11 protein-coding genes and 1 tRNA gene are annotated in these 13,335 nt (G+C 70.8%); 5 read left to right on the forward strand and 7 right to left on the reverse strand.

What is annotated here, in order from left to right; translation table 11 throughout:
- Positions 1–77: 77 nt before the first annotated feature.
- The 7 genes from pknB to HAV40_RS15255 all read right to left on the reverse strand — a co-directional run bounded on the left by pknB (position 78) and on the right by HAV40_RS15255 (position 8,642).
- On the reverse strand, positions 78–1,784 hold the full coding sequence (pknB, locus tag HAV40_RS15225; RefSeq protein WP_166381628.1) for a Stk1 family PASTA domain-containing Ser/Thr kinase: 1,707 nt from the start codon (positions 1,782–1,784) through the stop codon (positions 78–80).
- A complete protein-coding gene (locus HAV40_RS15230; RefSeq protein WP_166381630.1) occupies positions 1,781–3,034 on the reverse strand; it encodes a serine/threonine-protein kinase in 1,254 nt (417 codons plus the stop codon). The genes pknB and HAV40_RS15230 overlap by 4 nt, the downstream gene beginning before the upstream one ends.
- The gene (locus HAV40_RS15235) at positions 3,034–4,554 is read right to left on the reverse strand and encodes a peptidoglycan D,D-transpeptidase FtsI family protein (RefSeq protein ID WP_166381632.1); all 1,521 of its coding nucleotides are present in this window, start codon (positions 4,552–4,554) and stop codon (positions 3,034–3,036) included. Before HAV40_RS15235 ends, HAV40_RS15230 begins: the two co-directional genes overlap by 1 nt.
- The gene (locus HAV40_RS15240) at positions 4,551–5,954 is read right to left on the reverse strand and encodes an FtsW/RodA/SpoVE family cell cycle protein (protein WP_166381991.1); all 1,404 of its coding nucleotides are present in this window, start codon (positions 5,952–5,954) and stop codon (positions 4,551–4,553) included. The genes HAV40_RS15235 and HAV40_RS15240 overlap by 4 nt, the downstream gene beginning before the upstream one ends.
- A 76-nt stretch (positions 5,955–6,030) precedes the next feature.
- Positions 6,031–7,398 carry a PP2C family serine/threonine-protein phosphatase gene (locus HAV40_RS15245; protein ID WP_166381634.1) on the reverse strand — a complete coding sequence of 456 codons (1,368 nt, stop codon included), beginning with the start codon at positions 7,396–7,398 and terminating at the stop codon, positions 6,031–6,033.
- Entirely contained in the window at positions 7,395–7,886 is a 492-nt protein-coding gene (locus HAV40_RS15250) for an FHA domain-containing protein FhaB/FipA (protein WP_166381636.1), read from the reverse strand. The genes HAV40_RS15245 and HAV40_RS15250 overlap by 4 nt, the downstream gene beginning before the upstream one ends.
- A 6-nt stretch (positions 7,887–7,892) precedes the next feature.
- Complete coding sequence (locus HAV40_RS15255; RefSeq protein ID WP_166381638.1) at positions 7,893–8,642, reverse strand: FhaA domain-containing protein; 750 nt, start codon at positions 8,640–8,642, stop codon at positions 7,893–7,895.
- A 301-nt stretch (positions 8,643–8,943) separates the two neighbouring features.
- Here HAV40_RS15255 and HAV40_RS15260 point away from each other — a divergent pair.
- From HAV40_RS15260 to HAV40_RS15280, 5 genes are all read left to right on the forward strand, one after another.
- Positions 8,944–9,029 (forward strand) — tRNA-Leu (locus HAV40_RS15260).
- A 322-nt stretch (positions 9,030–9,351) separates the two neighbouring features.
- Positions 9,352–9,846 carry a SigE family RNA polymerase sigma factor gene (locus tag HAV40_RS15265; RefSeq protein WP_166381640.1) on the forward strand — a complete coding sequence of 165 codons (495 nt, stop codon included), beginning with the start codon at positions 9,352–9,354 and terminating at the stop codon, positions 9,844–9,846.
- A complete protein-coding gene (locus tag HAV40_RS15270) occupies positions 9,839–11,149 on the forward strand; it encodes a beta propeller repeat protein (RefSeq protein WP_166381642.1) in 1,311 nt (436 codons plus the stop codon). Before HAV40_RS15265 ends, HAV40_RS15270 begins: the two co-directional genes overlap by 8 nt.
- A 96-nt stretch (positions 11,150–11,245) precedes the next feature.
- Entirely contained in the window at positions 11,246–12,310 is a 1,065-nt protein-coding gene (locus HAV40_RS15275; RefSeq protein ID WP_166381644.1) for an NAD-dependent epimerase/dehydratase family protein, read from the forward strand.
- Between the two features lie 32 nt (positions 12,311–12,342).
- The gene (locus tag HAV40_RS15280; RefSeq protein ID WP_166381646.1) at positions 12,343–13,161 is read left to right on the forward strand and encodes a WecB/TagA/CpsF family glycosyltransferase; all 819 of its coding nucleotides are present in this window, start codon (positions 12,343–12,345) and stop codon (positions 13,159–13,161) included.
- The last annotated feature ends 174 nt before the right edge of the window (positions 13,162–13,335 follow it).

Genomic DNA, 13,335 nt, shown 5'->3' on the forward strand with positions numbered 1-13,335 from the left:
GTCCCCCCGGCCCGGTCCGTGAAACGACGACAGCGCCCGTTCCCTGTCCGGGGAACGGGCGCTGATCAGGTCTGCCGTCAGGCCGGCGGTGAGGCCGTCACGGACGGCGACGGCGGGGGCTCCTGCTGTTCGAGCTGGAATACCACGAGAGTGATCGTGGTGCCCTTCGGTCGCAGCGTGTCCGCCTTCGGGTCCTGCCGCTGCACGGTGCCGACCTTGCTCTCGTCGGCGGTCGGGTCGCCCTGCACGATCTTGTTGTTGAGGCCGAGGCCGGTCAGGATCGCGATGGCCTCCGACTGCGACTTGCCGACCAGGGAGGGAACCTTGACCAGGCCCTTCGAGACGATCACGGTGACGGTGCCGCCCTCGGAGATCATCTCGCCTTCGGCGGGACTCGTCTCCAGCACCTCACCGGCCTGCTTCTCGCTGTCCTTCTCCTTGAACTCGGCCACCAGCCCGAGCGCCTTGAGCTGGTTCTCCGCGTTGGCGCGGTTCGAACCGATCAGCGGCGGCACCTTGACCTGCGGCTTGCCGCCGCAGATCTGGTAGGTGACCACGGTCTTCTCCCGGACCGCGCTGTTCTTGGCCGGGTTCTGCTTGGCGACCGTGTTCTCCTGGCAGTTCGACAGCAGCAGCGGCTCACCCAGCGTCGGCACGAGGCCGACCGAGATCAGCTCCTGCCGGGCCTGCGGCTCGGTCTTGCCGAACAGGTCCGGGACCGACACGTCCTTGGGCTGGTTGGCCAGGATCAGACCGGCGGTCAGCGCCACCACGGCCAGCACGCCGAGCGCGGTCAGCGTCGCGATCACCCAGCCGGAGGCGCGGCGGCGGCGGGCGTCGCCGACCCGGGCCGGGGTGTTGCGGTTGGCGCTGGTCCGCGCGGGCGCGGTCATCGGGAGCGTCTGCTCCTCGCGGAGCACCGGCGTCGCCAGGACCGGGCGGCCCGCGGCGGCACGCAGCAGGTCGGCACGCATCTCACCGGCCGACTGGTAGCGGTTGGCCGGGTTCTTCGACAGCGCCTTGAGCACGACCGCGTCGACGTCGGGGGTGACGTCCCGGTTCGACTCGCTCGGGGCCGGCGGCTCCTCCCGGACGTGCTGGTAGGCGACCGCGACCGGGGAGTCGCCGACGAACGGCGGGTGCCCGCAGAGCAGCTCGAACAGCACACAGCCGGCGGCGTACACGTCGGATCGGGCGTCGACCGCCTCGCCGCGCGCCTGCTCCGGGGACAGGTACTGGGCGGTGCCGATGACGGCCGAGGTCTGCGTCATGGTGGTCGCGCCGGAGGCCAGGGCCCGCGCGATACCGAAGTCCATGACCTTGACCTGGGAGTTCGGCGTGAACATGACGTTGCCGGGCTTGATGTCACGGTGGATGATGCCGTGCCGGTGGCTGAACTCCAGCGCGGCACAGATGTCGGCGGTGATCTCCATGGCGCGGCGCGGCATCAGCCGCCCCTCGGCGGCCAGCACTTCCTTGAGGGTGCGGCCGGCCACGAACTCCATGACGATGTACGGCAGGACCTCGCCGGTGGCGGCGCGCTCCTCGCCGGTGTCGTAGACCGCGACGATGGCCGGGTGGTTCAGGGCCGCCGCGTTCTGCGCCTCACGGCGGAAGCGCATCTGGAACGTCGCGTCCCGAGCCAGGTCCGTACGCAGCAGTTTGATCGCGACGTCGCGCCCGAGGCGCAGGTCGCGTCCACGGTGCACCTCGGCCATGCCGCCGTAGCCGAGCAACTCGCCGACTTGATACCTGCCACCCAGCAGGCGTGCCTGCGCGTTCATCGCGTACGTCGTCCTTCGGTCATTGGGTCCATGCTCACGTGGTTCGTCCCGTTCAGCCATCCGGCGGCTGAAAGTGTGACGAGTTCGGAATGTGCCGGGCTGCTCCCGGTGCGGTCCCGCTCCCGCATCAGGTACCCCGCGTAACCGGCGCAAGCAAGCACTGCCAGCATCCCGATGACCACCAGGACCACGGTCAGGGCGGTCCGGCCGCCGCCACCGGCCGGCGCGGGAGCCTGCGGCCCGTACGGTACCCCGTGGACCGGGGTCAGTGAGGCAGGCGCAGCCGGGACGGGCGCAGATCCTCGCTGGTAGCCCCCGTTGGGGCGACCCGGGGCCGGGCTCAACGGCCGCGACGGTCCCGGCGAGACCGGGGTGGCCGAGACGGGGCTCGGTGACACCGGCTGCACCGGCAGGGTCGGGCCGGTGCCGTGGGACAGCGCCCCGGCGGCCTGGCGGGCCGCGTTGGCGAACGCCGCCGCCGTCGGCCAGCGGTTGCCGGGTTCCTTGGCCATGGCCCGCTCGACGATCTGGCGCACCACCGGCGGGATGTCGTTCGGCATCGCCTTCGGGGTGCCGGTGACGTGCTTCATCGCGATCTCAAGTGGGGTGTCGCCGTCGTACGGCCGGTGCCCGGTGAGGCACTGGTAGGCCACCACGCCCAGCGAGTACACGTCGGAGATGGCGGACGCGCCGACCCCGGACGCCTGCTCCGGGGCCAGGTAGGACGCGGTGCCCATGACCGCCCCGGTGGCGGTGAGCTGGCTGGCCGCCGCCGACCGGGCGATGCCGAAGTCGGTCAGCACCAGCGTGCCGTTGGGGCGCACCAGCAGGTTGCCCGGCTTCACGTCGCGGTGCACGATGCCCTTGTCGTGGGCTGCCTGCAGCGCGTCCGCGGCCTGCGCGATCAGCATCATGGTGCGGGCCGGGGTGAGCCGGCCGACCTTGTTGAGTGTGCGGGAGAGCGGGTCGCCCTCGATCAGCTCCATGATCAGGTAGGCCAGGTGCTGGTCGTTGCCGAAGTCGTAGATCCGTACGACGCCGGGGTGGTTGACGCCCGCCATCGTCTTGGCCTCGGCGTGGAAGCGCTTGACGAAGCCCGGCTCCTCCAGCAGCGCCGAAAGCATGATCTTGATGGCGACGGTGCGGTCGAGCACGTCGTCGGTGCCCTTCCAGACGTCACCCATGCCGCCGGAGGCGATCCGCGAATCGATGCGGTAGCGGCCGTTGAGCACGGTGCCAGGGGAGACCATCACTTGCCACCCTTGTCCTCGATCACGCCTTTCATGACCAGCCCGGCGATCCGGGCCGCCTCGCCACTGCCACCCTTGCCGGCGTCGTCCAGGATCACCGCGACGGCGGCGACCGCACGGCCGTCCTTCATCGCGAACCCGATGAACCAGCCGTCGGAACCGGCGTTGGCCTCCTCGTCGGCGGTGCCGGTGCCGGTCTTGCCGCCGACCACGTAGCCGCTGATCTTCGCGCTCTTGCCGGTGCCGTTCTCCACGACACTGACCATCATCTCGCGCAGCTGCGCGGCCTCACTCGGCGTGCAACTGCGCCGCAGCTCCTTGGGGGCCGCCGAGTACAGGCCGGTGGTGAGATCCGGCCCGACCAGCCGCTCGACCAGGTACGGCCGCATCTGCGAGCAGTCGTTGGCGATCGACGCCGCGACCATCGCGTTCTGCAGCGGCGTCACCCGGACCTCGTTGAGGCCGATCGACGAGATCGCGATGTTCGGCTTGTCGTCGCCGCCCGAGCTGGTCGTCAGCGGGCCGAGCACGCTCTCGGCGACCCGCAGGCCCCGGTCGGTGGCGGACAGGTTGCCGACCCGCAGGCTGTCGTCGTAGAAGCCGAAGGCCCGCGCGGTGTCGTTGAGCCGCTGGGAGCCGAGCTCCACGCCGAGGCGGGCGAACGCCGTGTTGCAGGAGACGGTCAGCGCCTCCTTCAGCGTGACCTGGTCCTCAGGGCAGGTCGACGACGTCGCGTTGCGGATGATGTGCGAGGTGCCCGGAGCCTGGTAGCCCGGTCCGGCCTGCAGCGGCGTGTCCGGGTTCTTGTTCGCCGACAGCGCCGCGGCCGAGACCAGCACCTTGAACGTCGACGCGGGCGGGTAGGTCTCCTGCAGCGCCCGGTTCAGCAGCGGGTTGCCCGCCTGGCCTTCCAGCTTCTTGTAGGACGCGTCGGCCTTGCCGTCGTGGGAGACCAGCAGGTTCGGGTCGAAACTCGGGAAGGAGGCCATCGCCAGGATCCCGCCGGTGTTCGGGTCGATCGCCACCACCGCGCCGGACTTCACGCCGAGCTTGTTCTTGACCAGCTGCTCGTACGCGGTGTCCTGGGCGGTCTTCGACAGGGTCAGCGTCACGTTGCCGCCCGCGGTGTGCGAGCCGGTGAAGATGTCGCGCAGCCGGTCGGCGAACAGCTTGTCCGAGGTGCCGGACAGAATGTCGTTCTCCAGCTGCTCCACGCCGGTCGCCGAGCCGTTGACCGGCTTGTAGCCGAGCACGTGCGCGTACGCCGCGCCCGCCGGGTAGCTGCGCAGGTACTTCAGGTTGCCCTTGGTGGCCGTGGAGAGCGCGACCGGCTTGCTGCCGGGGTTGCTCACCATGATGTAGCCGCGCTGCCGGTCGTACTCGTCGATCTGCACCCGTCCGTTGTACGGACTGGTCCGGTAGTCGTTGCCCTTGTACGCCTGGACCCAGTTCAGGTTGGCGAAGAGCAGACCGAACAGCACCATCACGACCACGCCGACGCGTCGCAGAGGGGCGTTCACCGGCGTACACCTCCCGTCGATGCGGGCGTGCGCGCCGCGTCTGAGATCCGCAGCAGCAACGCCACCAGCAGCCAGTTGGCCACCAGCGACGAGCCGCCCGCGGACAGGAACGGCGTGGTCTGACCCGTCAGCGGGATCAGCTTGCTCACCCCACCGATGATCACGAACACCTGCAGTGCCAGCGTGAACGCCAGACCGCCGGCCAGCAGTTTGCCGAACGAGTCGCGTACCGCCAGCGCGGCGCGCAGGCCACGGGAGACCACGAGCAGGTACAGCGCCAGCAGCGCGGTGAGGCCGAACAGTCCGACCTCCTCGCCCATGCCGGCGAAGATGAAGTCGTTGCGCACCTCGGGCACCAGCAGCGGGTTGCCCGCGCCGGGGCCGGTGCCGAACATGCCGCCGGTGCCCAGGCCCATCAGTGACTGGGTGAGCTGCCAGCCCCGCACGTACGGGTCGGCGAACGGGTCCAGCCAGATGTCGACGCGCTGCCCGAAGTTGGTGAACGGGCCGCCCACGGCCCCGGCCAGCACGTACGCCAGCACCGCGCCGCCGGCGAACAGCACCAGGCCGATGAGCAGCCAGCTGACCCGCTCGGTGGCGACGTACAGCGTCACCACGAACATGCCGAAGTACAGCAGCGAGGTGCCCAGGTCCTTCTCGAAGATGAGGACCAGCAGGCTCATCGCCCAGACCACGATGACCGGGCCCAGGTCGCGCCCGCGCGGGAAGTCGATGCCGAGGAACCGGCGGCTGGCCAGCGCCAGCACCTCGCGCTTGCGGACCAGGTAGTAGGCGAAGAAGGCCAGCAGCATCAGCTTGGCGAACTCACCGGGCTGGATGGCGAAGAAGCTGCCGAACCGGATCCACAGCTTCGCGCCGTTGACCTCGGAGACGCTGCCGGGGAGCACGGCGGGCAGCATCACCAGGACGATGCCGGCCAGGCCGAGCGTCCAGGCGAACTTGGACACCTCGCGGTGGTCGCGGACGAACCACAGCAGGACCATCGCGCCGGTCACCGCGATCAGCGTCCAGAGCAGCTGCTTGCCGCCGTCGCCAGCGAAGATCGCCAGCTCGGGCCGCTCGTCGATCTTCGCCCGGCCCAGGTCGAGCCGGCGCAGGAAGGCCACGCCGAGCCCGTTGAGCAGTGCCACGGTCGGCACCAGCACCGGGTCGGCGAACGGCGCACGCAGCCGGATGACCACGTGCAGCGCCAGGAACACGGCGGTGAGCACACCGGCCGGGTACCAGAAGTCCATCGTGACCGTGTCGAGCATGTTCGCCTCGACCGCCGCCAGGTAACCGGCGACCATGGCCATGGCGAGCAGGAGCAGCCACAGTTCGGTGCGGCGCACCCTGCGGGCCGCCGGGTCCAGGCGCAGCAGCGACGGCTTCGCCGCCATCGGCGTATCGGGCACGGCGGCGGCCGCTGCTGCTGCGGGAGGGGCGGTGTGGGGGGTGGTCACGACGTCCTCAAGCTCAATTCGGCCGGCAGGGCACCGGACTCGGCACCACCGGCTCGCTGGGCGGGCTGCTCGCGTCGGCCGGCAGTGGGGTGGCCGACGGCGTGGCCCCGGCCGACGGCGTCGCCGACGGGGAGGGGTTCGCCGAGGACGGGCAGCTGGGCAGGATGTTCATGTTCGCCGGATCGTCGCGGATCAGGTTCTCCAGCCGGGAGACCGCGTCGGCCTCGCTGTCGGCCTGGATGCCCTTGCGCACCTGCTCCTGCGCGATGCTGGTCAGGTCGTCCAGGGAGACCCCGCTGACCTGCTCGGGCTGGGACAGGTCGAAGCCGGCGATCTGGCCCGGCACGCCGCGGAATATCGCGACCTGCCCGGCCTCGGTCGCGCCGATGTAGTAGCGCGACTGCGAGTAGTCCCAGGCGAACCAGACACCCGCGCCGAGCACCACGAGCAGGCCCAGCACGAGCAGTCCGGCCCGGACCGGGTGCCGGGCGCGCCGCGCGGAGGGCTCCGCGGCCGGTGCGGGCGGCTCGGCGGCCGCCGGGCGCGGGGTGGCGGTCAGCGCCGAGGCGCGGGCCGCCGGGGTCGACTCGACCTGAGCCTCGCTGGTGTTGCCGCGGTCCCGGGCGGCCGCGCCGCCGACCACGGGCGCCTGCTCGACGATGTCCTCGTCGGTGGCGTCCGCGATGATCACGGTGATGTTGTCCGGCCCGCCGCCGCGCAGGGCGAGCGCGATCAGGCGCTCCACGCAGGCCGTCGGGTCGACGTACTCCCGCATGGTCTGGCCGATGGTGTCGGCGCTGACCACGCCCGACAGGCCGTCGGAGCAGATCAGGTAGCGGTCGCCGGGGTGCACCGGGCGGACCGTGTAGTCCGGCTCGATGTCGCGGCCGTCCATGGCGCGGGTGAGCAGCGAGCGCTGGGGATGGCTGCTGGCCTCCTCCGCGCTGATCCGGCCCTCGTCCACCAGCATCTGGACGTACGTGTCGTCCTTGGTGATCTGGTTGAACTCGCCGTCGCGCAGCATGTACGCCCGCGAGTCGCCGATGTGGGCCATGCCCAGTTTGGAGCCGGTGAAGAGCATCGCGGTCAGGGTGGTGCCCATACCCTCCAGGTGGGGGTTGGCGTCCACGGTGTCGCGAAGCTGCTGGTTGGCGAGGTTGACGGCCGACCGGAGGGCGTCGACGATGGCGTCACCGGGGACGTCCTCGTCGAGCGGGGCCATGGCGCCGATGACGATGTTGCTGGCGACGTCACCGGCGGCCATGCCGCCCATGCCGTCGGCGACGGCGAGCAGCCGCGGCCCAGCGTAGACGGAGTCCTGGTTTCCGTCTCGGATGAGGCCGCGGTCACTGCGGGCCGCGTAGCGCAGGATGATTGTCATGGCCGTAATTCGAGGGACGTGCGGCCGATGCGAATCGGCACGCCGAGGGGTACGGGAGTAGGTCCGCTCACCTTGCTGCGGTCCAGATACGTGCCATTGGTCGAGCCGAGGTCCTCCACCATCCACTGCCCGTCCCGGGGGACCAGGCGGGCGTGGCGGGCGGAGGCGTAGTCGTCGGTGATGACCAGCGTGGAGTCCTCCGCCCGGCCGATGGTGATCTGAGCCTCGCCCAGCGTGATCTTGGTGCCGGCGAGCGAGCCCGCCGTGACGACCAAGGTGTGCGCGGCCCGGCCCTTCTTGACCTTGGCCGGGCGCGCGCTACCCGCCGCCTGCGCGGTCCCCGCGACTCCGCGGGGTGCGGCGACCAGCCGGCTCGTACGCGAGCCGGCGAACAGATCCCGTCGGATGACCCCGACCACGGTGAACACGAAGATCCACAGCAGTACGAGGAAGCCGAACCGGGCGGCGGTGAGGACGATTTCGGGCAAGGCCGATCAGCCGTCCACGCGGAACGTCAGGGTGGTCGTGCCGATCTGGACCATGTCGCCCGGATTCAGGGCGACCGCGGAGACCCGCTGGCCGTTGACCATCGTCCCGTTGGTCGACCCGAGATCGGTCAGCACCACCTGTGCGCCGTCGAAGTCCAGCCGGGCGTGCCGCCGCGAGATGCCGACGTCGGGCAGGCGCAGGTTGGCCTGGTCCCCACGACCGATCGTGGTCGAGCCGATGGCCAGCGGGAACGTCCGCCCGTCACCGGAGACGAGGCGCACATTGCGCGCGCCGCCACCACCCGGCGGTGGACCCGCCTGCTGGCCGCCGTACGGCGGGTACTGCTGCGGCGGGGCCTCGTAGCTCGCCTGCGGCGCCTGGTCGGCCGTGTAGACCTCGGCCGAGACCCGGAACATGCCCGTGTCCAGCCCGTCTCCACGCTCGATCTCGACGATCACGTCGCCGTACACCGTCCAGGCCTGCTCACCGATGAACTCGGCCTGCGACTGCGCCAGCTCCTGAGCCAGCGCGGCAGCGTACGGCGCCAGACGACTGTGGTCGTAGGGCGAGAGATCGATCACATAGCGGTTCGGCACCAGCGTGCGCCCACCAACCAGGATCGCCTTGTGAGCTTCTGCCTCACGCTGCATGGCATTCAGGATCTCCACAGGGTGGACGACCCCCTTGAATACCTTCGCGAAGGCGCCCTCAACCAGGCCTTCCAGGCGTTTCTCGAAGCGTTGCAACACGCTCACCGGTCCTCCTCGGGTTCCGAGGACATGATGTTATCTGCCCTCCACTCCCGCGTCTTCGCCCAATACGTCCGCCGTTGCCGACGCCACGCCAGCATGCCGACCATCCTTGCCTCCGATTTCACCCATGGCCAGGTGGTCGTGTTAATGTTCTCCCCGCAACGCCGACCGGGATAACCGGTTGGCGAGGCGGAGCAGGCATAGCGTAAGCTGTGCCAGCACGCAACGGGAGGTGACTCCCTCGCGAACCGCAGGGACTCGCAAAGTTCCTGCACACGCCACGGGGCAGCAGCATCGTCCCGACGGGGATGTGGCGGAATGGCAGACGCGCACGGTTCAGGTCCGTGTGTCCGAAAGGACGTGGGGGTTCAACTCCCCCCATCCCCACCAGCAAGAAGAGGTCTCCTCCGGGAGACCTTTTCTTTTTGTCTCAGGTCTGCATCGGTCGCCGGACTGTCGGGCGTTACACAGCAAGATCGCTGATTCCGGTCAGAACCCCCTCACCGCCACCTCACCCCACCGAGAAGATCACAATCTGATCTCGACCCCGAGATCCCCACCGGCCCGGGGACGGCCCGGCCGCGCGAGGGCGTCGGGCTCGTGGTGACGGTCGCGCTGCGCCGATAGCGGATTCCGGCTGCAACATTCCCGCGTGCCACCGCGTGCCACAGGAAAGCCGCCGTTCCGGGCGGCCTCGGCCCGGGAGCGTCGCATGTCACCACCCACGGGGTTCACCGAGCTCTACGTGGCCCACTTCCCGCGCCTGGCCACCCAGCTCTACGCCTACCTCGGCGACCACGCCGAGGCGCAGGACCTGACGCAGGAGGCGTTCTGCCGGGCGCTGGACCGCTGGCACCGGATCAGCGCGTACGACGATCCGGTCGGCTGGGTGCGACGGGTCGCCTGGAACCTGGCCACCAGCCGGTTGCGGCGGCGCGCCACCGCCCTGCGCTACCTGTCCCGCCAGCGGGAGGAGCACGTGGCCGGGCCGGAACCGGACCGGGTCGCCCTGGTCGAGGCGCTGGCGAAGCTGCCCGCCAAGCACCGGCTCGCGGTCGTGCAGCATCACCTCGGCCAGCTGTCCACCGCCGAGATCGCGCAGCAGCAGGGGGTCGCCGAGGGCACCGTGCGGTCCTGGCTGTCGCGCGGCCGGATCGCGCTGGCCGCCCACGTCAGCGACGTCAGCGAGGAGAGCAGCCGTGCCTGAGCCGATGGACCAGACCTTCGCCGCCTTCGCCGCGAACACCGTGGGCACGTTCCGGCCCGCGCCGGTCGAGGCCGTGGCCGTGGCGGTACGCCGCCGACGGCGCACCCGGCGCGGCGTGCTCGCCGCGCTGACCCTGGCCGCGCTCGTCACCCCGCTGACGCTGCTGCAGCTCGGCGGCCGCGGCGAAGCCCCGCCGCCGGTGATCACCCCGTCGACGCCGGCGGTGCTCAGCCCCGACCCGTCGCCCACACCCGGTCCGTCCCTGACCGCCGGCTCCTCCCTGGAACGGCGGCAGGTGCAGGTGCCCGGGGTGGCTCCCGGCTACCCGCCGCGCGTGGTGTTCACGGACGCCACGCACGGCTGGGCCCTGCTGCAACGGTGCGACGGCGACAGCGCCGCCTGCGAACTGGAGGACTGCACCCGCGCCGACAACGCGTGCGCGGGAGTGCTGGCCCGCACCGACGACGCCGGTCGCACCTGGCGCAGGGTGCCCGGAACGCCTGCTCTCGACGGCAAGGTGATCAGCCAGTACGCCCTCGACGGGCAGACGCTCGCACTCCATCTGGTGGGCGAGGGGTTCCTGCTGACACGTGACGGCGGGGCGACCTTCACGACGCACCCGCTCTCGGCCCCGCCGCCGGAGGCACTGCTGGCCGTCGCCCGCGAGCAGGGCCGGGACGGCTACGCGGTGCTGTGTCCGGGAGCACGCGGGTTCGAGGACGGCGCGAGCGGCCGTACATGCGCCAGGGAACAGCTCGTCAGGATCGGTTCGGGCCCGGTGCGCCCGCAGCCCGGGCTCGGCGGCAGCGACCAGCCGTCCGTGGTCCGCCGGGGCGCGGACGGGCGGCTGTGGCTGCTCACCTCCCTCGACTTCGAGCGGGACCGGGTCGGTATCCAGGTCAGCACCGACGACGCCCGCACCTGGCAGCAGGTCCCCACCCCGCCCTCGGCGGTGCTGGACGGGCTGCTGCTGTCGCCCGACGGCAGGACGGTCGGGATCATCGGGCCCGGCGGGGTCCTGTGGCGGTTGGCGGGCGACCGCTGGACCCCGCTGCCCGGCCTGCCCGCCGAGGCCTTCCCGCACCTGGTCGCGGCGCTCGACGGCGGCGACCTGATCGCCGCCGACCCCCGGGGCGTCTGGCGGGTACGCGGCGACAGGACCACCCTGCTGCCCGGCCTGAGCCCGATGGACAGCCTGCGGCTGCTCCCCGACGGCACCCTGCTCGGCTACGGCGCGGACGCGGTCTGGCTGAGCCCGGACCCCGGCGAGGAGGTGAACCGGCGCTGGGCGGTGATCACCTAGGCACCGCCGCACCGGCTGACGGGTAGCCACGCGGCGTAACGGGCCAGGTAAGCTCTCCGCTGGTCGCGTTCGTCGATTGGTTACAGGGAGTGTCTGGTGAGTGTCGCGTTGGTGACCGGTTCGGCCGGTCTGATCGGTTCCGAGGCAGCCCGCCACTTCGCCGGCCTGGGTATGCACGTCGTCGGGCTCGACAACGACATGCGCAAGTACTTCTTCGGCGAGGACGGCTCGACCGCCTGGAGCCTGGTGAACCTCACCAGCAAGCTCGGCGACTCGTACACGCACTACGACGTCGACATCCGCGACCGCGACGTGCTCAAGAAGATCTTCGAGCGGTACGGCCGGGACATCTCGCTCGTGATCCACACCGCGGCCCAGCCCAGCCACGACTGGGCGGCCAAGGAGCCGTTCACCGACTTCGACGTCAACGCCGTCGGCACCCTGAACGTGCTGGAGTACACCCGCCAGCACTCCCCCGACGCGGCCTTCATCTTCTGCTCGACGAACAAGGTCTACGGCGACACCCCGAACCGACTGCCGCTGATCGAGCAGGAGACCCGGTACGAGATCGCCGAGGACCACCAGTTCGCCGACGGCATCACCGAAGAGATGACGATCGACAACAGCATGCACTCGATCTTCGGCGTCTCCAAGGTCGCCGCGGACGTGGCGGTGCAGGAGTACGGCCGCTACTTCGGCATGAAGACCGCCTCCTTCCGCGGCGGCACCCTGACCGGCCCCGCCCACTCCGCCGCCGAACTGCACGGCTTCCTGGCGTACCTGATGCGCTGCGTGATGGAGGGCCGGACCTACAACCTGTTCGGCTACAAGGGCAAGATGGTCCGCGACGCGATCCACTCGCACGACGTGCTCACCGCGTTCGAGGCGTTCTACCGCAACCCGCGCTCCGGCGAGGTCTACAACCTCGGCGGCGGCCGCTTCTCGAACACCTCCCACCTGGAGGCCTTCGCCGTCGCCGAGAAGATCGCGGGCAAGGAAGCCAAGGTCAACTACGTGGAGCAGGCCCGCATGGGCGACCACCAGTGGTACGTCAGCGACATGGCCAAGTTCCAGGCGCACTACCCGGACTGGCGGATGACCTACGACGTGCCCGCTATCCTCAACGAGATCTACGAGGCCAACGCCGACAAGTGGATGTGACCCCCATCGGCGCGCGATCCCCGAGGAACGTCATGACGACGACGCTGAACAGCGGCAGCAAGCGCAACGTGCTCGGCGTCCTCGTCGACGCCACCGACTACGCCGACGCCACCGAACGGATCATCCGCGCGGCGACCGACGGGCGGCCGTACGCGGTCACCGCGCTCGCGGTGCACGGCGTGATGGAGGGCGTCGCCGATGGCACGCTCGGCGCGCAGCTCAACAGCTTCGACCTGATCACCCCCGACGGTCAGCCGGTGCGCTGGGCGCTCAACCTGCTGCACGGCGCGGGCCTGCGCGACCGGGTGTACGGCCCGGAGCTCACCCTGCGGGTGCTGGGCCGCGCCGCCGAGCAGGGCCTGCCGGTGTACCTCTACGGCTCCACCCAGCCCGTGCTGGACCTGCTGATCCCGGCGCTGATCGCGAAGTACCCGGCGCTGAAGATCGCCGGGAGCGAGCCGTCGAAGTTCCGTGGCGTCGAGCCCGGCGAGCCCGAGCAGATCGCGGCGCGCATCGCCGACTCCGGCGCGCGGCTGGTGCTGGTCGGCCTCGGCTGCCCGCGCCAGGAGAAGTTCGCCTACGCGATGCGGCCGTACCTGGAGATGCCGCTGCTGGCGGTCGGGGCGGCGTTCGACTACCACGCCGGTGGGCTACGCAAGCCGCCCGCGTGGATGCAGCGCCACGCCCTGGAGTGGCTGTGGCGGCTGGGCCTGGAGCCCAAGCGCCTGTGGCGCCGCTACCTGATCCTCAACCCGAAGTACCTGGCCCGCCTCACCGCCCAGAAGACCCGCCTCTGGCGCGCCACCCCGACGACCCCGGCCACCGACTCCCCGTCGTCCTTCGCCGTCTGACACCCACCCGCCCTCCGAACCTCCCACCAGCCCAGCCCAGCCGGCCGGGCGGCCGGGCGGCCGGGCCTCCCCACCTGCCGCAACTCTTAAAGAGTCGCGGCTTCGGGGGGAGGCCGATGCCGCGACTCTTTAAGAGTTGCGCGGGGTGGGGGTGGGGGTGGGGCGTGGTCGTGG

The organism is Catellatospora methionotrophica, from assembly GCF_011297335.1.
Lineage (GTDB): Bacteria > Actinomycetota > Actinomycetes > Mycobacteriales > Micromonosporaceae > Catellatospora > Catellatospora methionotrophica.

Excerpts from the sequence above, each read along its gene's own strand:
- HAV40_RS15240 (WP_166381991.1), bottom strand. The coding sequence starts at position 5,954 with ATGGCGGCGAAGCCGTCGCTGCTGCGCCTGGACCCGGCGGCCCGCAGG.
- HAV40_RS15230 (WP_166381630.1), bottom strand. The coding sequence starts at position 3,034 with ATGGTCTCCCCTGGCACCGTGCTCAACGGCCGCTACCGCATCGATTCG.
- HAV40_RS15265 (WP_166381640.1), top strand. The coding sequence starts at position 9,352 with ATGTCACCACCCACGGGGTTCACCGAGCTCTACGTGGCCCACTTCCCG.
- HAV40_RS15245 (WP_166381634.1), bottom strand. The coding sequence starts at position 7,398 with ATGACAATCATCCTGCGCTACGCGGCCCGCAGTGACCGCGGCCTCATC.
- HAV40_RS15280 (WP_166381646.1), top strand. The coding sequence starts at position 12,343 with ATGACGACGACGCTGAACAGCGGCAGCAAGCGCAACGTGCTCGGCGTC.
- pknB (WP_166381628.1), bottom strand. The coding sequence starts at position 1,784 with ATGAACGCGCAGGCACGCCTGCTGGGTGGCAGGTATCAAGTCGGCGAG.